Here is a 23,636-nt window from a genome sequence, read left to right as displayed (position 1 = left end):
TCCTGAGGTGGGAACTGATTTGGATAATAAAAATGATCTGTTTGTACAAATGGACGAGCTGGAGGGCCGGGTTGGCGGAATTCATGCTGAACTCGGATTGCTGAAACGGCATATTAAGTCATTGCTTGAAGAGAATAAGCGGCTTAGTATAGAAAACAATCAACTGCACAAGCTGTTAAGGCAAGGAACTCCTTTCTTGGAGCCTCAAGAGGAGCCTGCCGCAGCGGATGAGTCATTTCACCATGACCACCCTCATGAAAGCGGTGTGGGGTCAACCAATCCGGCTGTTACAGAGCCTGAACCATTGCCGGCAGTTAGCGGCGGGCATGATAATCTGGCACGTTTGTACCATGAAGGATTTCATATCTGCAATGTCTACTACGGGCATCTGCGAACAGAAGGCGATTGCTTGTTCTGCCTGTCCTTCTTGAATAAATAAAGCATAACAAACAAGACCCGAAAGGGTCTTTGTTTTTGTTTGGTTAACAAGCATGGAGCGGCGAGAGAGATGGGGGAGCATAATTGAACAAGGATATAGAGCAATTGCAAGCTGGCGATCAAGCAAGCGAGGGCCAAGGCCAGGCGCTGCTGCAGGGGGAGCGACTCGATGATTTGATGACGAAGGAGCTTCAAATTATACAGAGCCGAGAGGTGTTTAGCTTCTCGATGGACGCAGTGTTGCTTGCTCGGTTCGCAAGCATTCCGCCTAGAGGGCGAGTCGTTGATTTATGTACAGGCAATGGGGTTATACCTTTGTTGCTATCAACGCGTACACGCGCAGCTATCGATGCAGTAGAGATCCAGCCACGGCTGGCTGATATGGCGAAGCGCAGTGTTAAACATAATCAACTGGACGATCAAATCCATATCATTGAAGGGGATTTGCGCACATACCCTCGTACGGCGGGCCAAGGCATTTATGATGCAGTAACGGTGAATCCCCCTTATATGCAGACGCAAACTGGCGACCAGAATGAAAATGAGCATTACGCGATTGCCCGCCATGAAATTCACTGCACGCTAGATGAAGTGGTTGAGGCGAGTGCTAGGCTGGTGCGTACAGGCGGCAAGGTGTCGATGGTGCATCGGCCGAACCGATTAATGGACATTCTCGAGTCATTCCGCCGCTGGAAGCTGGAGCCTAAGCGGATTCGATTCGTTCACCCACATGCGGAAGCGGAAGCTAATATGCTGTTAATTGAGGCAATACGGGATGGCAAGCCGTCTGTTAAGCTGCTGCCTCCGCTGATCGTATACACCAAAGAACGGGAATATACGGAGGAGCTCAAGAGACTCTACTATGGCAACAATGGAGTATGGTCGGACGGGCAGGAGAAGGAGGGGGAGAGCTAATGTTTGTTCAAAAGAGTTTTAAAGCTTCGGCAACACCGGCAAATGCTAATGGGAACGCTAACGGTAGCGGAACCTTATATCTTGTTGGCACACCTATCGGCAATCTAGAAGATATGACTTATCGTGCCGTACGCACATTAGGTGAAGTCGACCTGATCGCGGCAGAGGATACTAGGCAAACGAGGAAGCTATTGACCCATTTTGAGATTCAAACAAGGCTAGTAAGCTACCACGAGCATAACAAACAGGCAAGCGGACCGGAGCTTATTCGGATGCTGGAGGAAGGCAAGTCGATAGCGCTAGTCAGCGATGCCGGGCTGCCAGCTATCTCTGACCCTGGGGCAGATCTTGTGCGGGATGCTGTGGAGAAGCAGATTGCGGTTGTTCCCATTCCGGGCGCGAACGCAGCTCTATCGGCGCTTATTATATCAGGTCTGCCTACAGACAGATTCTTATTCGTTGGATTTCCTCCGCGGCAGCGCAAGGCGCTAATGGAGTGGTTAACGCCATTAGGATACGAGAATGGAACATTGCTGTTCTATGAATCTCCCCACCGTATAGGAAAAACGTTAAAGGTGATGCTAGAGGTGCTTGGCGATCGGCGAATTGCGATGGTGCGGGAGCTGACGAAACGCCATGAGGAAGCAGCAAGAGGGACGATCAGCGAATGCCTGGCTTGGCTAGAAGAGAATCCGCCATTAGGCGAGTACGTAGTCGTAGTTGAAGGACGGGCTTCAGCCAGTGGGGCAGGCGGCAGTATGGCAGTTGCAGAGGGCGAAGAGGCAGACTATGTGCAGATTGCAGGCATCCCCGGGCAAAGCGAGCCTTGGTGGGCAGCACTGGCGTTGGAGGAGCATGTCAAGCATTACGAAGACCGGCATGCATTGGACCGGAAGGAAGCAATCAAGCGGACGGCGCAGGACCGATCGATGCAGAAGCGGGATGTTTATAATGCCGTTATGCGGAAAAATGAAAGTGGATAACGCTTAGCGTTATCCACTATTTGTCCACAAAAAAAGGACCTTCCTGGCCGGGTTCTAGCGCAGGAAGGCATAAGGAGTATTAAAAAGGTTAGAATTAACATGTGGATAAGTACATTATAACCTATAATTCTTATTTTGTCACAGGTGTAGGCAATTCTGATAGGCAAACATTGCAAACAATTTTTCCTTTGAAGTAAGCAACGTTCTCTGCATTGCCGCAGAAGATGCAAGCTGGCTCATATTTCTTGAGCATGATGCGCTCTCCGTCCACGTAAATCTCAAGCGCGTCCTTCTCTCCAATACCAAGCGTACGGCGCAATTCGATTGGAATAACAACACGGCCTAACTCATCAACTTTACGGACGATACCAGTAGATTTCATCATAGTAATCGTTTCCCCTCTCATTTAAATAAAATCGTCACTATTCGACACGTTTTTACTTTATATGATTAATATAGTACCAAGAATACCCAGAACAGTCAACCCAGAAAATATGTTAAAATGCGCTAATCTTTTCTGTTTCACCTGTAAACTAGGGCATTATTAAGATACTATTACTATACATCATAGGCGAGTCGTTTGGAAATGAATACACGACACTTTTCGACAAAATATTAAGAGGCTGTGTCGAATTCTTGAACATATTAGCACTTAAGGGGTGTGATTGTCATAGAACGTCAGCTTGCGGAAGAAAAGGTATTTAAAGATCCCGTACATAAATCCGTATACGTTCAAGATCAGTTGATATGGAACTTAATTAATACGAAAGAATTTCAACGATTAAGGAGAATTCGACAGCTAGGCACCTCCTATCTGACCTTTCATGGCGCAGAGCATAGCCGATTCTCGCATTCACTAGGCGTATATGAAATTACGAGGCGGATTATCTCACAATTCGAGCGTAATGAGTATTCGGATTGGCCAAGGCAAGAGAGGCTGCCAGCATTATGCGCGGCGCTGCTGCATGATTTAGGGCACGGCCCTTTCTCCCATTCTATTGAGGATGTATTCGACACGGATCACGAAGACTGGACTTGTCGAATTATTATGGGCGATACCGAGGTCAATCAAGTGTTGCGCGAAATCGATGATCGGTTTCCGGAGCGGGTCGCCGCCATTATTAAGAAGAAATACGACAAGCCGATCGTAGTCAATCTAGTTTCAAGCCAGATGGATGCGGATCGCATGGATTATTTGTTGCGGGATGCTTATTTTACAGGGGTCCATTATGGCACGTTTGATCTAGAGCGTATCCTTCGGGTGCTTCGTCCTTATCAAGGGCGAATTGTAGTCAAAGAGAGCGGCATGCATGCGGTAGAGGACTATTTGATGTCGCGGTATCAAATGTACTGGCAAGTGTATTTCCACCCGGTGACACGCAGTTCGGAGATTATATTGAAGCAAATTTTGCGGAGGGCAAAAGAACTCTATCTCGACGGTTATCGATTCGAGTGGTTGCCAAGGCCATTGCTTCGTTTATTTCAAAATGAATTAACGACAGACGATTACTTCCTATTAGATGAAGCGCTTGCACAAACCGTTTTCATGGCATGGGCGGATGAGCGTGATGAATGGCTGTCTGACCTGTCAAGGCGGTTCCTCCATCGCCGGTTATATAAGGATGTTGTCGTGAACAATCACAGCGAAGAACTGTTTGATGAAGCGAAGCTCCAACTAAAACGGGCAGGCCTGCAGCCTGATTACCATCTAGAGGTTGACTTCCCATTCGATCTTCCTTACGATGTGTACCAACCAGATGCAGGAACGAATAAGAAGGGCAACGAAAAGCCTCCGATCCTTCTGCTTGACGCAAAAGGGGACATTGCCGAAATTTCGGCACGATCGGACATCATCCGTTCATTGAGCGGGCTTCATCAGGGCAAGCATCGCTGGTATTATCCAGATGACCTGCTGCGGCCTGTCGCCCACCGGCTAGACGAGCGTATTCGCAAGATTTTTGGGTATTAATGAAGAGACACATGATGAAGGGAATGAAAGGCACAGCATGGTTACATTAATTGACACACATACGCATATGGACAACCATAAATTCGACAATGATCGCGAGGAAGCTATCGCCCGGGCCCGTGAAGCGGGCGTTGAGCTTATGATCAATATTGGCTTTGACCGTGAGACGATTCCAACGACGATGGCGTTAGCTGAGAAATATGATTTTATCTATGCGGCAGTAGGCTGGCATCCGGTCGAGAGCATCCACATGCAGCCGGGCGATCTGGAATGGATTGAATCGTTGATGAGCCACCCCAAGGTCGTCGCGATCGGCGAGATCGGGCTTGATTACCATTGGGATACATCACCTAAGGATGTGCAGCAGCGGGTGTTCCGTGAGCAGATTCAATTAGCGCGCAAAGTAGGCAAGCCCATCGTGATTCACAATCGGGATGCCCATGAGGATGTTATACGTATATTGAAGGAAGAGAAAGCGGAGGAAGTCGGCGGCGTAATGCACTGCTTCTCTGGCAGTTGGGAAACGGCTAAAGCTTGTCTCGACATGAACTTCTATATTTCGTTCGGAGGGCCGGTTTCCTTCACGAATGCGAAGGTTCCCAAGGACGTGCTTGCGAAGGTGCCGGACGACCGTTTGTTGATCGAAACAGATGCCCCTTATTTGGCACCACATCCTTTTAGAGGGAAAAGAAATGAGTCTGCTTACGTCGCTCTTGTAGCGGAAGCAGCTGCTGCAATAAAAGGCAAAACGGTAAAGGAAATCGGATATTTAACGTCCGTAAATGCCAAAAATTGTTTCCGTTTTGAGCGATAATGGGCGGAAACGGGAGGAAATCGAACCAAATGGATGATAAAAGTAGATTTCCTTGCATTAACCGCTTCTCTTTTGGCTGAATTTCCTTAAATATCGTAAAAATCGTCTTTAATCGGTTCTTTACAAGGTTGGCGAACACGGGGTATGATTCATTTCAGAACTTACACAATGTATTGGATTTCCAGTAACACGCTTAATCTCCTAACGGAGAACGGGGGAACCAAATGTGGAAGCATTGTAACGGCCTGATTAGCCGGCAACGCGGAAGCATTGATCCAAAAATGGGGTGAATTTCGCAACCCTGCATCGGGCACGAACGAGATCGACATGATCCGCCGATAGCAGAGCGAATAGGGCAGGATCTCTAGCCCGAATCCGACAGCTAACCTCGTAAGCGAATAAGAGAGATCAACCTTCGAATCCCACTTTCCATGTTTTTTCGTGTTTACCCGGGAAGCCACGAAGCAGATGATCCTCTGTTGACGGCTTCTTTTCTTTTGAATAAAGGAGAAAACGTCGACATAGGGTTAATCATGGAGGTGAGAGGGAAGGAAGCTGGAGCGTGGCTTTGTCACGCCAATATACTATAGTCGCGTCAATTCAATCATGCAAAACACTCGACGGCGGGGCTTTGAAGGAGGACCGAAGAAGTGGGCATATTTCCGAAGATGGATACCCATGGTAAACGATCATCCAGCATGTCTTTCGCATTGCGATGGAAGCATGAAAACTTGCGTTTGATTATTTTGAGTGCTATTATCTCAATCGCTATGACTTTCATGTTATTGGTGTTGTTGTACGGAACGGCTGAGAAAAGCGTCTCCGTAGTAGTGAATGGACAAGAGAGCGTCGTGAAAACGAAGCAATGGGTCCTGCAACGCCTACTGGATGAACAAGCTATTACGGTTGGTCCGCATGATGAGGTATCCGTACCCCTGAATGCAGCGATCAAAGATGGAGACCGAATCATTATCGATCAGGCTCTCCCATTGACTGTAATGGTTGATGGCAAGACTCGGACAGTGTACACGACCGAGAGAACTGTGCAAGCAGCGATCGAGGAATTGAATATTCCTGTTCGTGGTTATGATAAGGTCTATCCGTCGCTTGGGACGGCTTTGCTGCCTAATATGTCAGTCAAGGTCGTACGCGTGAATCGCGAGATGTCGCGTTCTGAGCATAAGGTGCCATTCATAATCGTGAAACAAAATGATCCGACCTTGGAAACAGGGAAGGAGAAGCTTGTGAAGACCGGCAAGGAAGGCCTTCTTGTTAAACAGTTCGAAAACGTCTATGAGGACGGCAAGCTCATCTCAACTGAGCTTGTGACGAAAACCGTGCAGACGGCGGCAGTTAATCAGGTTGTAGCAATTGGCACGAAGAAGATCGAGCCGAAGGTGACGACGTTATCGACGAGGACCCCAAGCGTGGAGACGTTCTCGATGAGCGGCCGGACGTTTAAGGCGAAGAAAATCCTCAAGGGTGTTACGTTGACCGCTTATTCGGCTGGCGTGCAGTCTACGGGCAAGAGCAAAAACCATCCGCAATATGGCATTACGGCCTCTGGCGCCCGCGTCAAAGAGGGACGGACAATTGCAGTCGATCCGAAAGTAATTCCGATCGGTTGGTGGGTATATATCGAAGGCCTAGGATTCCGTCGAGCGGAGGACAAAGGCAGCGCGGTTAAGGGGAATAAGATTGATGTGTACTTCGATAGCGAAGACTATGCCGAGAAATTCGGCACCAAGCGCGGCTATACGGTGTACGTGATCGGTCCGAACAAACCTTCATCGAGTTAAGGTGTGTATCACATAATTATCGTATTTCCAAGCTAAATATGCCATCATAAGAAGAGGCGAATGCCTCTTCTTTTTGCATGCTGGGAGCTGGTCCCGCAAGGGTCGCAATAAAGCGCTTCGCAGCATGAGGAACTGGCTAGTGGAAAGGAATGGCGCAACGTGATTAAAGAAATTATTGTAGTTGAAGGCAAAGACGATACAGCAGCCATTAAGCGGGCTGTAGAAGCAGATACAATTGAAACGGGCGGGTCGGCAATTGGTGAAGCCGTGCTGAAGCGGGTTGAGCTAGCTAAGGAACGGCGGGGAGTCATTATCTTCACCGATCCCGACCATGCGGGAGAACGGATTCGCCGCATTGTTGCGCAGCGCGTGCCAGGGTGCAAGCATGCTTTTCTGCCGGAAGAGGAAGCGATGTATAAGGGTGACATTGGCGTAGAGAACGCGACGCCCGAAGCCATTCGTAAGGCATTGGCTAATGTGCGTACCGAGCAGCTGGCAGGCGAAGGCGGTTCAGTCGAAGTGGGATGGGAAGACTTAATCGAAGCAGGGCTTATCGTTCACCCGCAAGCATCAGAACGGCGTGAAGTAATCGGCAAGCTGCTTGGCATCGGATATGCGAATGGCAAAACCTTTTTCAAACGGTGTGTGAGCTTCCGAATTACAAAGACGGAATTTAATGAAGCAAGGCGCAAGATGGAGCAGCAATTGGAACAGGAGCGTGGCTAGCCATGGGTGAGAGCACAGAACGGCAAGGGCAGCAAGCAGCGGTGGAGGTGGCAACTCCGACCCGTACGCGTGATATCGTGAAGAAATATGGGTTTGAGTTCAAGAAGAGCCTCGGCCAGAACTTTCTGATCGATCAAAATATTTTGCACAAAATCGTAGCGGCTGCTGAATTGGATGAAACCAAAGGTGCGCTTGAGATTGGCCCAGGCATTGGCGCATTGACGCAGCATCTGGCACGTTCCGCGGGGAAGGTAACGGCGGTGGAGATCGATAATCGGCTCATCCCGATTTTGCGCGATACGCTTGCTGGAGAGTCCAATGTTGAGGTCGTTCACGCAGATGTATTGAAGCTTAATCTTCATGAGCTGTTTGCAGAGCGGTTCAGTGGGCTGTCAGGCGTGAGTGTGGTTGCCAACCTCCCTTACTACGTGACGACGCCAATCTTGATGAAGTTGCTTGAGGAGCGCCTGCCGCTTGAGCATATCGTTGTTATGATCCAGAAGGAAGTGGCCGATCGCATGGCGGCGAAGCCGGGCGGCAAAGAATTTGGCAGCTTGAGCGTAGCTGTCCAGTATTATTGCGAGCCGAGCATCGTCTGCACGGTACCGCATACGGTATTTATTCCGCAGCCGAATGTAGATTCTGCAGTAATTAAGCTATCGCTTAGAGAGAAGCCAGCTGTTGAAACGAGGGATGAAGACCATTTCTTCCGTGTAGTCCAAGCCTCGTTCGCGCAGCGCCGTAAAACGCTAATGAACAATATGTCATCATGGCTGGGCAAGGACCAGCGTGAAATGTTGGTTTCCTTGATGGAGGGATGCGGCATTGAGCCAAGCAGGCGCGGGGAGACACTCTCGCTTGAGGAGTTCGCTAAGCTGAGTGCGGCGCTGTATGATGCAGGGCTCGGCCTGTCCTAGATTACAATCGCCAGTCACCATCTCTGGGATTCACCCATAGGATAGACGAAGAGGTGATTCGCCCATGAAGCAAGGGGACCTGGTTGTCCGCAAATCATACGGCGGTGACGTGCTGTTCCGCATTGAACAATTAAGAGATAACCAACTAGCTGTCCTGAAAGGCACGGACTATCGGCTGCTTGCGGATTCCCCGATTGTCGACCTTGCGGTCGTGAACGATCCGGATTCGACACAAGCGTCTCAGCGGGTTCGTATTAAAGTAAATGAGTCGATGCGCCGGATGCAGCAGCAGCGGCCTCCCGTGCATGAAGATGATCCGATCCGGTTTGCATCAGCATCCGCGTCGCCATCACCGAACAGCAAATCCAACCAACCTTTCTATGAGATGCCGGGCAAGGTGCTCCATCTGGACGGGGACGGCAATTATATGCGCAAAAGCATGCAGCTATACTCGCAGATGCGCGTACCGGCACATGGCATTCACGTACACGAAAGCCAGATGCCGGAGCTGCTGTACCGGCTGCTTCCCGAGCTAAAGCCCGATATCGTCGTCATTACGGGCCATGATGGCGTACTTAAAAATCGGCGCCAAGAAGATTTGGCGAGCATAAGCAGCTACAAAAATTCGCAGAACTTCGTAAACAGCGTACGCGTTGCGCGTGATTATGAGAAAAATCGGGATTCGCTCGTCGTGATCGCGGGCGCTTGCCAGTCCCATTATGAGGCTCTCCTGCAAGCGGGCTCTAACTTCGCTAGCTCTCCTGGGCGGATTTTGATCCATGCGCTCGACCCTGTTTATATCGCGATCAAAGCAAGTGCTACCCCGATTCGTGAAACGATTGATTTGCCGGATGTTATTCATGGCACAATCAGTGGCATTGAAGGGGTTGGCGGGATTGAGACGGTTGGCCGACTTCGGGTAGGGCTGCCGAAGCCCAAATGGGTTAAACCGCCTGCTTCGACGAGCGTAACTTTATAATATGTACGACGGACCTTTTTTCTATGCAAAATTTTATAAAAAGGGTCGAAATTACTATTGACATAAAACTTTGTTGGCTGATATAATAATTTGTTAATTTGACTATCTGTCCCTCACTCGTTTATAATGGACGAGAAAGAGGTGGTAGTGGACAATGGCAAAAAATGCGCTGTCGGAAATCAAACGCAGCTTGGAAGCTCATGTTGGTTCCAAAATTCGTCTCCGTGCGAATGGGGGCCGACGTAAGACCATCGAACGCACCGGTGTATTGGAAGAAATCTACCCATCTGTTTTCATTGTCAAGCTCGATCAGGAAGAGAGCGCGTTCAAGCGTGTCTCTTACAGTTATGCGGATATATTGACCGAATCGGTCGAAGTTCACGTATGCAACGATGAAGGTCAGGTTCGCATTACGTATATACAATGAATGGGCTGGTTCGATGTATGGAACTGGCAGTTTGAAGCGTATGTCCGCTATAGGGCATACGCTTCTTTTTTTATTCTTGAGCAACGCTGGCGCATGAAAGCCATTCTCCTGCCGCATACTAGGCATGCCATCATTACAATTTCATTAGGAGGATGGACGATGAGCAGACGCAGAAGAAGTGTCATGTCAGAGCAACTTAAGTATGAGCTGGCGAAGGATCTCGGATTTTATGATACGGTTCAGCAAGAAGGTTGGGGCAGCATTAAAGCGAAGGATGCAGGCAATATGGTGAAGCGGGCGATCCAAATGGCCGAGCAAGCTGCTGCAGATAAAACGCGGCAATAGTGACTGAAGAAGGAGTCTCCCGGCGGAATGTCTGGGGGACTTTTGTCGGATGAAGTTGGAAGGATAAGCGTGTTTTGCAACTCCTTTCGCATTTCTTCATTCCGTTTGTTATAATAGGTGAAGTTAACCATACGAACGGGTGAAAATGATGAAAATATACGAGAAGGCTCCCGCCAAAATAAATTTGCTGCTCGATGTTCTCCATAAACGGGAGGACGGCTTCCATGAGGTCGAAATGATTATGACGATGGTCGATCTAGCTGACCGCCTTGAGATGGAAGAGCTACAGCGGGACCAAATTATTATATCTAGCCAAGCTGGATACATACCGCTTGATGAGAAGAACTTAGCTTTTCAAGCTGCGAAGTTAATTAAAGACCGTTACGACGTACGTAAGGGTGTATATATTCATCTAGACAAAAAAATCCCGGTAGCTGCTGGCCTTGCTGGCGGTTCCAGCGACGCAGCAGCTGCGCTTCGTGGCCTTAACCGCTTATGGGGACTAGGCATATCGGATCAGGAGCTCTGTGTGCTCGGTGCAGAGCTTGGCTCTGACGTGCCATTCTGCGTAACAGGAGGAACGGCTCTGGCAACGGGCCGCGGTGAGCGGCTTGAGCAAATCGATAACCCGCCGCAGTGCTGGGTCGTATTAGCCAAGCCGCCGATTAACGTATCGACTGCGGATGTCTATGGCCGATTCAAGGCCGCTGAGCTAACCGAGCATCCTTCGATGAAGGACATGCTGTCTGCGATCTCGCGCGGTTCGTTTAACGATATGTGTTCGTCGTTAGGCAATGTGCTCGAGAAAGTAACATTGAAACACTATCCCGAAGTACTTCAACTGAAGGAAAGCATGCAACGATTGGGTGCGGAAGGCGTACTTATGTCAGGCAGTGGGCCAACGGTGTTCGGCCTTGTGTCCAAGGAGGCTAAGCTGGCGCGAATCTACAATGGCTTGCGCGGCTTCTGTAAAGAAGTGTATGTGGTAAGAATGTTGACGTAGTATCCCCATATCCTTGATTAAATCCGTATAAAAATGTTATATTGGCTTTATAATATTCGGATTTAGCGGGGAGTGGTAGTTTTGAAAAAGCTTAAACGTAGCGCTCGACTCGTAGAGATGACACAATACTTACTCAACCGCCCCCATACTTTAATCTCGCTTACAGCATTCGCTGACCGTTATCAATCCGCGAAGTCTTCGATTAGCGAAGATTTGGCGATTATAAAAGAGGTATTCGAGGACGAGGGGATTGGCGAACTCCACACGCATGCAGGCGCAGCGGGGGGCGTTAAGTACACGCCAAAGATCCGCCACGATGCGGCGATTTCTATTATTCAAAGCGTATGCCGCCAATTGGAGCAGCCGGAACGGGTGCTTCCTGGCGGCTATTTGTTCATGACCGATATGCTCGGCCAGCCTGAGCTGCTGTCGGAGCTTGGAAGAATGTTCGCAACGGCGTTCGCGAATCGCGAGATCGACGTCATCATGACAGTTGAAACGAAAGGCATTCCGCTTGCATACGCAACGGCGGCTTGCTTGAACTTGCCCGTTGTGATCGTTCGCCGCGACAACAAGGTAACGGAAGGTTCGGCCGTTAGCATCAATTATGTATCCGGTTCCAATAAGCGCATCCAAACGATGTCATTGGCTAGGCGCACATTGCGTGAACATTCGCGTGTTTTGATTATTGATGATTTTATGAAAGCGGGCGGAACCATTCAAGGCATGATGGACTTGCTTGGCGAGTTTAATGCGAAGGTGGCCGGAGTCGGCGTATTCGTTGAGTCAGGCGAGCTGGGCACAGAGGAACGCTTGTTAGAGGACTACATCTCACTTGCGAAAGTAACAGCTGTTGACTTGAAGACGAAGCAGACGACAGTAGTGCCCGGCAACTTCTTTCAATAGAACGTAATTAATGGAGGGATTTTGTGATGAAGGATCAACCCCAACTTATTAACGCGGCCGGCGCGCCGGCGGCGATTGGGCCTTATTGCCATGCGGTGAAGCTGGGCGGCCTGTTGTTTACCTCGGGCCAAATTCCACTTGGAGCTGACGGGCAAGTCGTGGCGGGCGGCATCGAGGAGCAAACGCATCAAGTGTTCCGCAACCTGCAGGCAGTACTTGAAGCAGCGGGAACCTCTTTTCAAAATGTGGTTAAAGCTACTGTGTTTCTGAAGGACATGAACCAGTTCGCAGACATCAATTCGATCTATGCTTCTTACTTTGGAGAGCATAAACCGGCTCGCTCTGCAGTAGAGGTGGCAAGGCTGCCGAAGGATGTTCTTGTCGAAATAGAATTGATTGCATCGACGCCTGTCGAATGATAGCGAAAAGTTTTCAAATCGGAAAAATTTTTATATTTAGAGCATAAGATTACCAAAAAAACAGAAGGAATTAGCATAAATGTGTGGAATTATACACCAAGTCTTCAAGAGGCAAAGGTGGTGAAAACACAAGTGCAAATTACTGATGTCAGACTCCGACGTGTAAATTCGGAGGGCCGCATGAAAGCCATCGCATCCATTACCATTGACAACGAGTTCGTCGTTCATGATATCCGCGTCATCGACGGTAACAATGGAATGTTCGTAGCGATGCCAAGCAAGCGGACTCCGGACGGAGAATTCCGGGATATCGCTCACCCAATTTCTTCTACTACCCGGGAGAAAATCCAAGCTGCTGTACTCGCTGAATACGAGCGCGCTGCTGTGGAAGAAGAAGTTATCGAAGAAGGAGCGTAATAATGAGATGAGGGGAGCCTGCGGGCTCTCTTTTCTTTTTGATACGAATACGATATATTCTATAGAGATTATGCGGAATTGGATCATATCAATCGCAAAAATAAGCTTATGTTTAATACCTTTAGGAGGGTCACCATGAAATTAATCGCAATCGTCCTTGCCGCAGGCCAAGGCAAACGGATGAAATCGAAGTTATATAAAGTACTGCATCAAGTGAGCGGCAAAGCGATGGTCGAGCATGTGCTTGATACCGTTGACGCATCCGCATGTGAGCGGAAAGTTGTGGTCGTTGGCCACGGTGCAGAGCTTGTAAAAGCAACGCTCGGCGATCGGGCGGAATTCGTGCTGCAATCGGAGCAAAAGGGTACAGGGCATGCCGTTCAGCAAGCAGCGGGCTTGGTAGGCGAGGAAGAGGGCACGACGGTTATCCTGTATGGCGATACGCCGCTCGTAACATCGGAGACAATTGGCCAACTGTTAGAGAAGCACAACGGGGCGAAGGCTGCGGCAACAGTATTGACCGCGATTGTGCCTAACCCGCAAGGGCTTGGACGGATTATTCGTGGCGAGAATGGGCAAGTGCTTCGTATTGTGGAGCAGAAAGACTGCTCGCCGGAAGAAGCGGCAATTGATGAAATTAATACGGGCATGTACTGCTTTGATAACCGCAAGCTGTTCGAGGCACTTAAGCTCGTGAAGAACGATAACGCGCAAGGCGAGTTCTACCTGACGGATGTGCTCGAAATCTTGCGTGTGGCTGGCGAGACGGTGGAAGCCCATATTGCAGCTGACTTTGCTGAGGGCATCGGCGTGAATGACCGCGTTGGCCTGGCAGAAGCGGAGCAACTGATGCGCGCCCGTATCGTGCGCAAACATCAGATCAATGGCGTTACGATTATCGACCCAGCAGCGACTTATATTGAAGCAGGCGTTGTTATCGGTGCGGATACGATTATTTATCCGGGCACAGTGCTTCGCGGCAACACGGTCATCGGCGAGGATTGTGTAATCGGGCCGCAAGCCGATCTGACGAACGTTACGCTAGGCAATGGCGTTTCGGTCAAATATTCGGTTGCCGTAGATTCTGTTGTAGGTGACGATAGCGCAGTTGGCCCGTATGCGAACCTTCGTCCAGGATCTAAGCTTGGCAAGGAGTGCAAAATCGGCGATTTCGTCGAGTTGAAAAATGCGACACTCGGCGATGGCAGCAAAGTATCGCATCTGAGCTATGTGGGTGACGCTGTAGTTGGCAAGGACGTTAATATCGGCTGTGGCGCAATTACGGTTAACTATGACGGCTTCAACAAGTCGATTACTGAAATTGGCGACAATGCTTTCGTTGGCAGCAACGTGAACCTGATCGCTCCAGTGAAAATAGGCAACGGCGCCTATGTAGTGGCGGGCTCTACGATTACGCAGGATGTGCCAGGCGGCGACTTGGCTATCGCACGTGAGCGCCAAGTGAACAAGCCGGGTTATGCGGATAAAATCCGTTCCCGTGCGAAGTCCAAGAAAGAACGTCTCAACAAGCAATAACAGGTGATGATTCCATCTTGGAATGGGTAGCCTAAAGGCAATGTTTTGCCGTATACCGAAAGGCTGCAATTGCAGCCTTTTTTGTCATAGTGAAGAGGATTCTGCTCACTGGGTGTATAATCAATAGATAGACAACAAGCGGGCTAATGGCATTCATAGGAGTGGAATAAACGCAATGAAATGGATCGTTGGACTGGGAAACCCCGGCTCGAAGTATCAGAATACGCGCCATAACGTCGGCTTTATGGCAATTGATTCACTTGCCAAGCGTTGGGGGATCAATGTCAACCAGAGCAAATGCAAGGCGCTGATCGGGGAAGGAAATGTAGGCGGAACGAAAGTTGCGTTGTTGAAGCCGATGACGTATATGAATCTATCCGGCGAGACTGTGCGCGCTTATATGGATTATTACAAGGTTGCACTTGAGGATCTTATCGTCATTTATGACGACCTGGATACGGAGATGGGACGCATCCGGCTTCGGTACCAAGGCAGCCCTGGCGGGCATAACGGCATCAAATCGATCATTCAGCATACGGGAACGCAGACGTTTAACCGTATCCGAATGGGCATTACACGTCCGCTTCCAGGCGGCAATATCGCTGACTATGTACTGGACAATTTTCCGAAGGCGGAACAAGACAAGCTAGCGATTATGATCGAGCAAACGTGCGATGCGGCAGAGTTTGCATTGAAAGCCACGTTCGAGCAGACGATGGCGAAGTTTAATGGGTAGAAGCAGGCAGGCGAATTAGAAGCGGCTGGATGGGGCATACTGGAGCGTATAACGACTCTTCGGGAGGCATACATATGGCTGTGAACTACATTTGCCGGCATTGCCGGTCTACAGTTGGATCCATTAACAGCAGCTCTGTGACGGAGCAGCAGCTCGGTTTCCATTTCTTGACCCCTGAGGAGCGCAGCGATATAATAGCGTATAATCCGAATGGGGACGTAACGGTAAGCGTCGTGTGCGATTATTGCAATGAGGCGCTTGAAGCGAACCCGGAGCTTGTGCTCATATCGAATCCGCTTCAATAAATGCGGAAACGATCGCCGTGTAGAGTTGCAGCCTTGGCCTAGGCATTGATTGAAAGGGCTGAGGCTTCTTTGTGTGTTTATCGTTATACGCTATGATCGGCGGCCCTTCCCGTGCATTGGAAGCGGACGCCTGTCTTGCGTCGTAGAAAGAAGGTGCCGTTAACGTTGAAAGCGTTAATTCAGGCTTTTGCCGCGGATGCGGATTATCAAACGGTACTGACGGGCGTCACGGCTGGAATGCGCGAACAGCTCATTTCTGGTCTTGCTGGCTCGTCTCGTCAGGTGCTGGTGTCGGCGCTCCGAGCTGATTTAGACCGTCCGATGCTTGTAGTGACCCATAATATGTTCGCCGCACAGAAAATTGCGGAGGACCTCCAAGAGCTGCTGTCGCCTAGCGACGTGCTCTTATATCCCGCCAATGAACTGGTGGCAGCCGAAGCAGCAGTCTCAAGCCCTGAGACGCTTGCGCAGCGCATTGACGCGCTGATCCGGCTGTCCCAGGGATTTCGCGGGATTGTCGTCGTTCCGTTCAGCGGGGTTCGGCGATTCGTGCCTGTTAAGGGCGTTATGGCAGATGCGCAAATTAGCCTGAAGGTGGGCGAGTCGCTCCCGATGGAGACGTTCCTGCGCCGCATGAGCGGAATTGGCTATGAGCGGGTCGACCGCGTTGAATCGAAGGGCGAAATGAGCGTAAGGGGCGGCATAGTTGACTTCTACCCGCTAACCTCGCCGGTGGCGTGCCGCGTGGAATGGTTCGATGAGGAGATTGACTCCATTCGAACATTCGATGCTTCGGACCAGCGGTCGCTTGAGAAGCTGGATTCGTTCGTGGTCACGCCATGCAGGGAATTGCCTGCTGACGAGCGGCGGTTTAAGAATGCTGCCCAGCATGCGCAGGATTTGCTGGATAAGCAGCTGGAGAAGATGGCTGATCGCACAGCGAAGGAGCGACTAAAGGGCGAGATCGGAAGCGAGATTGAGAAGCTGCGGGAAGAGCAGTATTTTTCCGAGATGTACAAATACGTATCGCTCTTATATCCAGAACGGCATACGCTGCTAGACTACCTGCCACAAGATACGCTGCTTATACTCGACGAGCCGCTGCGGCTGATCGAGACGGCGCGGCAACTGGAGCGGGACGAGGCGGAGTGGGCAACCCATTTATTGTCCCATGGCAAATCGCTTCCGGGATTGCCGCTTGCCCGGGATACGGATGAGATCTTGCACTACCGGGCGTACCAGACAATATTCCTGTCGTTATTCCTGCGCCAGATTCCGCATACACAGCCGCAAAACATTATGAATTTCATGTGCCGTGCGACGCAAAACTTCCATGGGCAGATGAACGTGCTGAAGTCGGAGATGGACCGTTGGAAGAAGGCAGGAGCGACCGTCATGATGCTCGCAGGCAGCGCGGAACGGATGGACCGCATGCGCCGTGTCCTGCATGATTACGGAATCGAGCCGCCATCGCTTATTGAAGGCAATTTGCAGGCGGGCTTCGAGCTGCCTTCTATTCACCTTGTGGTTATAACGGAAGGCGAGATGTTCTCGCAGAAGCAGCGCAAGGCGACGCGTGTCGATAAGAAGATTGATAACGCCGAACGGATTAAGAGCTATACCGAGCTAAAGGTTGGCGATTATGTCGTTCACCAGAATCATGGGATTGGCAAATATCTCGGAATCGGCACGTTAGAAATTGGCGGAATTCATAAAGATTATATGCATGTCATGTACGCAGGCGGCGATAAGCTGTCTGTTCCGATTGAACAAATCGATATGATTCAAAAATATGTCGGCTCCGAAGAAAAGGAACCGAAGATTTATAAGCTCGGCGGCAACGAGTGGGCCCGCGTGAAGACGAAGGTTCGCTCGTCCGTGAAGGACATCGCAGATGAACTGATCAAGCTGTATGCGGACCGCCAAGCGAGCGCAGGCTTCGCCTTTGGCCAGGATACGCCGTATCAGCAGGAATTTGAAGCGATGTTCCCTTACGATGAGACGCGCGACCAACTGCGTGCAATCGGTGAAATTAAGTCGGACATGGAGATGTCTCGGCCGATGGATCGCCTGTTATGCGGGGACGTAGGATACGGGAAGACGGAAGTCGCCGTACGCGCGGCGTTCAAGGCTGCAATCGAAGGCAAACAGGTTGCGATTCTCGTGCCGACGACGATTTTGGCCCAGCAGCATTATGAGACGTTCCGTGAGCGCTTCTCCGGCTATCCGTTTAACGTACAGGTGCTTTCCCGTTTCCGCTCCCGCAAGGAGCAGAATGAGACGATGAAGGGCGTTAAAGCCGGTACGGTCGATATTGTCATCGGCACACACCGTTTGCTGTCGCAGGATGTTGTATTTAAAGACTTGGGGCTGCTCATCGTTGATGAAGAACAGCGGTTCGGTGTATCCCATAAAGAGAAGCTGAAGCGGCTGAAGACGAACGTGGACGTGCTGACGCTTACGGCGACGCCAATACCGCGGACGCTGCACATGTCGATGCTTGGCGTTCGTGACCTGTCGGTTATCGAGACGCCGCCGGAGAACCGCTTCCCGGTGCAGACCTACGTTCTGGAATATAGTGCGGCGCTCGTACGGGAATCCGTTGAACGGGAATTAGCGCGCGGCGGACAGGTATACTATCTATATAACCGTGTGCAGGGCATTCACCAGATGGCAGACCAGATCAAGGCGCTTGTGCCGGATGCTAGGGTCGCTGTTGGCCACGGCCAGATGTCCGAGCAGGAGCTGGAGAAGACGATTCTCGACTTCTTGGACGGCGAGTCGGATGTGTTGGTCAGCACGAGCATTATCGAGACCGGCGTCGATATACCGAACGTGAACACGCTAATCGTGCACGATGCGGACAAAATGGGCTTGTCCCAGTTGTACCAGCTGCGTGGGCGGGTTGGGCGTTCCAATCGGATTGCTTATGCTTACTTCACCTACCAGCGGGATAAAGTGCTGACCGAGGTAGCGGAGAAAAGGCTGCAGTCGATCAAAGAATTCACGGAGCTTGGCTCTGGATTCAAAATCGCGATGCGCGACCTTGCCATCCGCGGCGCCGGCAATTTGCTGGGGGCGGAGCAGCATGGGTTTATCGCATCGGTCGGCTTCGATCTCTACTCGCAGATGCTCGCAGACGAAGTTGCTGCCCGCAAGGCGCAGCTTGATGGCGCGGCACCGGCCGAAGAGCGCAAAGTGACGACGGTTATTGATTTGAGCCTCGATGCTTACTTGCCTTCGGATTATATTTATGACAGCATACAGAAAATCGAGATTTATAAGAAGGTTGCCGCGGTTCGCCAGATCGAAGAAACGGAGGATCTGCGCGATGAGCTTGTCGACCGGTTCGGCGATTTGCCGCTTGCGGTTGAGAACCTGTTGGCTGTCGCCCGCTTGAAAGTGTATGGCGCCGAGTACGGGATTGAGCAAATCTCACAGAAAGCCGATGATTGGAAGCTGCGTATCGCAGTCCGGGATTTGGCGCGTATCGATAAGAAGAAGGTCGACCTGCTCTGCCTGAAGTACGAGAACCGTTTCAAGCGGTTCGATGATGATGGCGCGGGCGGGCCTCCGTTCCTGCTGCTTCGCGGCAAGGGGCTCGATCAGGAGCAAAGGCTGGAGCTGCTAGAGAAGTTTCTTCACGACTATCAAGAAGCAGTGAAATCGAAGGGAGAACTCCAAGATGTTGCACAATAAACAGCAACGCAGCCGTTCCGGCTTCCGCAGCTTCGCTGTGGGGCTGGTTCTGCTGCTGGCAGTGTCGGTTGCATTGGCTGCTTGCGGCAAGAAAACCGACGACACCAAAGCGCCGGCTTCTGGCGAGGGCAAGGTTATTGCTGAGTATAAGGATGGCACGGTAACGGATAAGGAGTTCGATCGGTACCTCGGGTTCTTCTCCCTGGTGAATGAGCAAGCTGAGATGTATTTGGCTGTTCCGAGCATGAAGGAGCAGTTTCTGCGCGAATACATCGGCTACAAGGTGCTATATAGCCGCGTAGACGACAAGTCCAAGGATGCATCGAAGGAAGAAGTCGATAAATTCGTTGACCAGTTCAAAAAGACGGCGGACAGCAACGCGGAAATGAAAGCGAAGATGGAGAAGTCCGGCCTAACCGTCGACAATGCGGCATGGTACTACCGGATGATCGTCTCAGTGATGGACCATTCCGAGCAGAGCGTGAAGGAAGCGGATATGAAGGCGATTTATGATAAAACGCCATCTGATTTTAACAATATAACGGTTCGCCATATCCTTATTGGATTCAAGGATCCGGCAACGGGCAAGGACAAGCTGTCCAAAGCGGACGCGCTCAAGAAAGCCCAAGAAGTAAAGCAAAAGCTGGAGGCAGGCGGCGATTGGACGGCGCTCGCGAAGCAATATTCGGATGATGAGGGCTCGAAGGATAAGGGCGGCGTGTACGAGAACCAGGAGCCGCGCGTGTGGGTGGAAGCGTTCAAGAAAGCTGCCAATACGCAAGAGATCGGCAAAATCGGCGATCCGGTTGAGACAGAGTACGGCTACCATGTCATGAAAGTGGAGAAGCGGGAAACGCGTACGTGGGAGCAAGTGCCGCAGGCGACGAAGGACGAGCTTCGCAAATCGGCTTCGACGACGAAGCTGAACGATTTTATGGCCAATGAGCTGCCGGGCTTGATCACGAAAGTTGACCTTCCGAAGGAAGAGGCGACGGGTACGGATCAAGGTACAGGCACGGGTACAGACGCAGGCACGAAAACAGAGGGCTCTGATGCAAGTAAAGATGCTGGCACCGATTCTGGTGCAGCGACCGATAAGAAGAAATAAGCAGGCGGCAAGCATGCGGCGAAAGATGCTGCATGTTTGCCCTTTTTTGATGAAATGCGAGCCGAAAATCGGCCGTTAGCTACAAAGCAACAATCATCGCCAGCAATACATGCCAGAGCGAATAGCCAACCCCTTGCGTATCTGTTACAATACAAAGAGTTGAATTTTGAAAGGGGATACATAATGAACCAGACAAACCGTATTTCCACGTGGAAACGCAGCTTGCTGCTCGTTGCAGCGATGTTGCTCGTCGTATCGGCACTAGCAGCATGCGGCAAGAAGAATGAGAAAGATTCGGGCAAAGAAAGTGCAAGCGGCAATGGAACGGTAATTGCTACTTACAAGGGCGGCGAAGTTACCGAAGACGAATTTACGAAGTACACGACGTTCTACTCGTTGTTTGACCAATCGTTTGCGATGTACATGCAGATTCCAGAAGCAAAAGAGCAATATTTGAAAGAGTATGTAGGCTACAGAATCTTGTTCGACCGTTCCAGCGAAGATGATAAGAAAAATGCAGATACGGAAGTTGCTACGTTCATCAAGCAGTACAAAGAGCAACTGGCGAGCAATGCTGAGATGAAAAAAACCGTGGATACTGCAGGCCTTACAGAACAAGACGTGAGCGGCTTCTACAAGCAAATCGTAACGATTCGCAAGTACTGGGAGCGTAACGTATCGGATGCCGATATCAAAGCCGAGTACGAGAAAAATACAGGCAACTATAATCTCGTTAGCGTTCGCCACATTCTGATCGGCACAACTGACCCATCGACGGGCGCAGAGAAGCGCAAAGACGAGGAAGCGCTGAAGATTGCCAAAGAAGTGAAGCAGAAGCTGGATGCAGGCGGCGATTGGAAAGCGTTAGCTAACCAATATTCCGACGATGAAGGCTCCAAAGGCAACGGCGGCCTGTACGAGAATGCGAACCCGAACTCGTGGGTTCCAGAGTTCAAGGAAGCAGCAGTTAGCCAGCCAGTCGGTACCGTTGGTGACCCGGTTAAATCGCAATTTGGTTACCATGTTATGAAGGTTGAGAAGCGTGAAAGCAAAAAGTTCGAAGAGATTGCGGAAGATGTGAAGACGCAAGTTAGAACGGGCGCGATCAACACGAAAATGGGCGACTTTATGACGAAAGAACTGCCGACCCTGATCGAAAAGATCAACCTGCCTAAAGCTGAGACACCAGCAACAGACGGTGCGGCAACGGGCACAGATGCTGGCAAGGATACAGGTGCAGGCGCAACGGATTCTTCGACTGAGAAGAAAGACGAAACAACGGCTAAATAAGCCCGAGACAATCGGACAAGCATAATGAAAGGGTGACTCCCGTTCCGTAACCGGAACGCAGGAGCCACCCTTTTTTTTTGAGCACTTTCACCATTAATGGAACTGTACGTTGTTCTTGCCCTTCCGCTTGGCTCGGTACATGGCGTGGTCGGCGCTGCCGATGAGCGCTTCTGTCGTCTCGCCATCCTTCGGGTACAGGCTTACGCCTACGCTCAGCTGCACGCGGAACGGCTTTCCATGAATCTGAATCCCTCGTTCGAAGCGTTCCTGCAGTTTGGTTGCGCTTGCCCGTAGGGTCAACTCATTGGCGTTGGGCATCAGGATGACGAATTCATCACCGCCGAAGCGGGCGACGGTATTAGGTGCTGGCATGAGCCGTTGAAGCTCTAGCGCAACTTGCCGGACGACGTCATCACCGAATGCATGGCCTTGAGTGTCGTTCATTTGTTTAAAGTTATCAACATCAAGAAACCAAATCGCGAATGGCTGTCCGCCACGCTCCTGAGCGATGTGCAGATGGCGTTCAAGCAACTGCATCATTCGCCGGCGGTCTGGAAGTCCTGTAAGCGGGTCTGATAAGGCATAGCTTCGAATGGACTGTGTCATTTGGTTGAAGGTGCCTGCCAAGCGGCTCCACTCATCTGAGCTATGCGCTGCCATTGTGACGGCAAGGTCACCATCCTTCATCCGCAAGAAGGCTTCGCGGTAAGCGCGAATGGGACGAAGGGTCAAAGAGGCGAGCAGTGCGGAGATGAACAGCCCAATAAGGAGTGCCAGGCCAATGATCGATCCAAAGGAGCGTACCATTGCGCTTGTCGCATAATGCAGGTTCTTATCGGGGGAAATGAAAGCGAGCTTCCAATCCGTCTCCTTATTCGTATTGAAGACAATTCGCGAAGAGGTGCCGTCATTTGCTGTAATCGGATACATGCCCTGGTTCGCAAATCCGAGCATTCCCCTGTAAGCGGCATCATTCAAAGGCTGGCCCGTCTTCAATTTTGGATGGATGATCACGTTTCCCGCTGGGTCAGCAAGGATGAAAGGGCTTTCTAGCTCTTCTGCGGCAAGCTGTGTAAGCTGTCTAATGCTTTCTAGTGACACGCCAATTTCAATTATTCCGGAGCCATCTTTCAGCCGGGTGATGATAGCTGTTTCGAGCCCCCCGTCCGAGCTGCGTGTAGGTTGCAGCAATGTCGGGGTGTAGCCTGCTGTTAAGTTTAATGTAACAGGAGGGATTGCTCTTGTTGGCTCAGCTGGCCGCCGAACGGTGAAGGCAGTGCCTTGCGATAATCTTACGGAAATAAAACAGTAATCCTCATGGCGAAGCAAAAAGGTTTGCAGCCAATCCTCCAAATCATCGCTTCCGCGGGCACTTGTATTAATCAACTCGGTTGGAAACACGCGTGAAAGCCAGTCTGTATCTGCAATTGCTGTACCGATAATGGAATCGATCTGCTGATTAATGAGGTAAAGGTTATCATCGATTCGTTGCGTAACGGCACGATCCGTTTGGCCTTGGATGAGCTGGTAAGCGAGCAGAATGGCCAGAGAGGTGGGGATAAGCATGCTGAGGGTTACAGCTAACGCGAACTTATGCCTCAGGCCTAATCTGGGCATTACAAGCTGCATCATAAGTCACACCCTATATCGTAGTTATTAAGAACTATTTTTATAATCATCATAATATTACCATGTTTATCCTTTGTGTCCAGTAGCGGCAAGTTAAGATTGCTTAAAATAATTGTGTCGAATTAGCAACATTGATTGCCGAAACTTTGTAACAAAACCTCCATGGTTTTTGAACCGCTACCCCCACATGAAAAGTTGATCATGTCGAGGTTAGCGGCTCTTTTGCTTTTCCATACTGTTAAGGAACGTAATTGGAATAAACACGCAGCTTTTTAT

General features: G+C 50.5%; 23 protein-coding genes and 1 riboswitch. Of the genes, 21 read left to right on the top strand and 2 right to left on the bottom strand.

Going from position 1 to position 23,636, the window contains the following annotated elements; all coding sequences use genetic code 11:
- Positions 1–19 precede the first annotated feature (19 nt).
- The 3 genes from GON22_RS23925 to rsmI all read left to right on the top strand — a co-directional run bounded on the left by GON22_RS23925 (position 20) and on the right by rsmI (position 2,336).
- Positions 20–439 carry an initiation-control protein YabA gene (locus GON22_RS23925; RefSeq protein ID WP_160398607.1) on the top strand — a complete coding sequence of 140 codons (420 nt, stop codon included), beginning with the start codon at positions 20–22 and terminating at the stop codon, positions 437–439.
- A gap of 83 nt (positions 440–522) precedes the next feature.
- A complete protein-coding gene (locus GON22_RS23920; RefSeq protein ID WP_160398606.1) occupies positions 523–1,353 on the top strand; it encodes a tRNA1(Val) (adenine(37)-N6)-methyltransferase in 831 nt (276 codons plus the stop codon).
- A complete protein-coding gene (gene rsmI, locus GON22_RS23915; RefSeq protein ID WP_160398605.1) occupies positions 1,353–2,336 on the top strand; it encodes a 16S rRNA (cytidine(1402)-2'-O)-methyltransferase in 984 nt (327 codons plus the stop codon). The genes GON22_RS23920 and rsmI overlap by 1 nt, the downstream gene beginning before the upstream one ends.
- 130 nt (positions 2,337–2,466) lie before the next feature.
- Here the strand turns inward: rsmI and GON22_RS23910 are convergent, their stop codons facing one another.
- A complete protein-coding gene (locus tag GON22_RS23910) occupies positions 2,467–2,721 on the bottom strand; it encodes an AbrB/MazE/SpoVT family DNA-binding domain-containing protein (RefSeq protein ID WP_127533100.1) in 255 nt (84 codons plus the stop codon).
- Positions 2,722–3,006: 285 nt separating this feature from the next.
- On the opposite strand from GON22_RS23910, the gene GON22_RS23905 reads away from it, so the two are divergent.
- The 18 genes from GON22_RS23905 (at position 3,007) to GON22_RS23820 (ending at position 21,731) form a co-directional block, all read left to right on the top strand.
- Positions 3,007–4,305 carry an HD domain-containing protein gene (locus GON22_RS23905; RefSeq protein ID WP_160398617.1) on the top strand — a complete coding sequence of 433 codons (1,299 nt, stop codon included), beginning with the start codon at positions 3,007–3,009 and terminating at the stop codon, positions 4,303–4,305.
- Positions 4,306–4,342: 37 nt separating this feature from the next.
- Positions 4,343–5,119, top strand: coding sequence for a TatD family hydrolase (locus tag GON22_RS23900; protein ID WP_160398604.1), 777 nt, complete (start codon positions 4,343–4,345; stop codon positions 5,117–5,119).
- 180 nt (positions 5,120–5,299) lie between these two features.
- A riboswitch (cyclic di-AMP (ydaO/yuaA leader) is annotated at positions 5,300–5,531 on the top strand.
- A 238-nt stretch (positions 5,532–5,769) separates the two neighbouring features.
- Entirely contained in the window at positions 5,770–6,918 is a 1,149-nt protein-coding gene (locus tag GON22_RS23895; RefSeq protein ID WP_336604362.1) for a ubiquitin-like domain-containing protein, read from the top strand.
- 159 nt (positions 6,919–7,077) lie between these two features.
- The gene (gene rnmV / locus GON22_RS23890; RefSeq protein ID WP_160398603.1) at positions 7,078–7,644 is read left to right on the top strand and encodes a ribonuclease M5; all 567 of its coding nucleotides are present in this window, start codon (positions 7,078–7,080) and stop codon (positions 7,642–7,644) included.
- 2 nt (positions 7,645–7,646) lie between these two features.
- Positions 7,647–8,561, top strand: coding sequence for a 16S rRNA (adenine(1518)-N(6)/adenine(1519)-N(6))-dimethyltransferase RsmA (rsmA, locus tag GON22_RS23885; protein WP_160398602.1), 915 nt, complete (start codon positions 7,647–7,649; stop codon positions 8,559–8,561).
- 64 nt (positions 8,562–8,625) lie between these two features.
- Complete coding sequence (gene yabG, locus GON22_RS23880; protein WP_160398601.1) at positions 8,626–9,540, top strand: sporulation peptidase YabG; 915 nt, start codon at positions 8,626–8,628, stop codon at positions 9,538–9,540.
- A 154-nt stretch (positions 9,541–9,694) separates the two neighbouring features.
- The gene (gene veg / locus GON22_RS23875) at positions 9,695–9,967 is read left to right on the top strand and encodes a biofilm formation stimulator Veg (RefSeq protein WP_006038190.1); all 273 of its coding nucleotides are present in this window, start codon (positions 9,695–9,697) and stop codon (positions 9,965–9,967) included.
- Between the two features lie 159 nt (positions 9,968–10,126).
- Positions 10,127–10,312 carry a small, acid-soluble spore protein, alpha/beta type gene (locus tag GON22_RS23870; RefSeq protein WP_160398600.1) on the top strand — a complete coding sequence of 62 codons (186 nt, stop codon included), beginning with the start codon at positions 10,127–10,129 and terminating at the stop codon, positions 10,310–10,312.
- A gap of 148 nt (positions 10,313–10,460) precedes the next feature.
- Entirely contained in the window at positions 10,461–11,315 is an 855-nt protein-coding gene (ispE, locus tag GON22_RS23865; RefSeq protein ID WP_160398615.1) for a 4-(cytidine 5'-diphospho)-2-C-methyl-D-erythritol kinase, read from the top strand.
- Between the two features lie 81 nt (positions 11,316–11,396).
- Positions 11,397–12,221 carry a pur operon repressor gene (gene purR, locus GON22_RS23860; RefSeq protein WP_160398599.1) on the top strand — a complete coding sequence of 275 codons (825 nt, stop codon included), beginning with the start codon at positions 11,397–11,399 and terminating at the stop codon, positions 12,219–12,221.
- A 26-nt stretch (positions 12,222–12,247) separates the two neighbouring features.
- Positions 12,248–12,640: a RidA family protein gene (locus GON22_RS23855; protein ID WP_160398598.1), complete on the top strand. Its 393-nt coding sequence runs from the start codon at positions 12,248–12,250 to the stop codon at positions 12,638–12,640.
- 132 nt (positions 12,641–12,772) lie between these two features.
- Positions 12,773–13,057 (top strand): septation regulator SpoVG, encoded by a 285-nt coding sequence (gene spoVG, locus GON22_RS23850; RefSeq protein WP_040712312.1) that lies wholly within the window; start codon positions 12,773–12,775, stop codon positions 13,055–13,057.
- A gap of 135 nt (positions 13,058–13,192) precedes the next feature.
- The gene (glmU, locus tag GON22_RS23845; RefSeq protein ID WP_160398597.1) at positions 13,193–14,593 is read left to right on the top strand and encodes a bifunctional UDP-N-acetylglucosamine diphosphorylase/glucosamine-1-phosphate N-acetyltransferase GlmU; all 1,401 of its coding nucleotides are present in this window, start codon (positions 13,193–13,195) and stop codon (positions 14,591–14,593) included.
- A 175-nt stretch (positions 14,594–14,768) separates the two neighbouring features.
- Positions 14,769–15,329, top strand: a complete 561-nt coding sequence (pth, locus tag GON22_RS23840; RefSeq protein WP_160398596.1) for an aminoacyl-tRNA hydrolase — start codon at positions 14,769–14,771, stop codon at positions 15,327–15,329.
- Positions 15,330–15,403: 74 nt separating this feature from the next.
- Entirely contained in the window at positions 15,404–15,634 is a 231-nt protein-coding gene (locus GON22_RS23835; protein WP_006038182.1) for an anti-sigma-F factor Fin family protein, read from the top strand.
- A 165-nt stretch (positions 15,635–15,799) separates the two neighbouring features.
- A complete protein-coding gene (gene mfd, locus GON22_RS23830; protein ID WP_160398595.1) occupies positions 15,800–19,333 on the top strand; it encodes a transcription-repair coupling factor in 3,534 nt (1,177 codons plus the stop codon).
- The gene (locus GON22_RS23825) at positions 19,320–20,441 is read left to right on the top strand and encodes a peptidylprolyl isomerase (RefSeq protein WP_160398594.1); all 1,122 of its coding nucleotides are present in this window, start codon (positions 19,320–19,322) and stop codon (positions 20,439–20,441) included. Before mfd ends, GON22_RS23825 begins: the two co-directional genes overlap by 14 nt.
- Before the next feature lie 183 nt (positions 20,442–20,624).
- Positions 20,625–21,731 (top strand): peptidylprolyl isomerase, encoded by a 1,107-nt coding sequence (locus GON22_RS23820; protein WP_160398593.1) that lies wholly within the window; start codon positions 20,625–20,627, stop codon positions 21,729–21,731.
- 93 nt (positions 21,732–21,824) lie between these two features.
- Here GON22_RS23820 and GON22_RS23815 read toward each other — a convergent pair whose 3' ends face one another.
- Positions 21,825–23,363: a diguanylate cyclase domain-containing protein gene (locus GON22_RS23815; protein WP_160398592.1), complete on the bottom strand. Its 1,539-nt coding sequence runs from the start codon at positions 23,361–23,363 to the stop codon at positions 21,825–21,827.
- Between the last annotated feature and the right edge of the window lie 273 nt (positions 23,364–23,636).

Origin of the sequence: Paenibacillus sp. MMS18-CY102, from assembly GCF_009789195.1 — a bacterium.
In the GTDB taxonomy this organism is placed as follows: domain Bacteria; phylum Bacillota; class Bacilli; order Paenibacillales; family Paenibacillaceae; genus Paenibacillus_T.
Note: the sequence above shows the minus strand (reverse complement) of the source record. Positions and strands in the feature narration are given on the sequence as shown.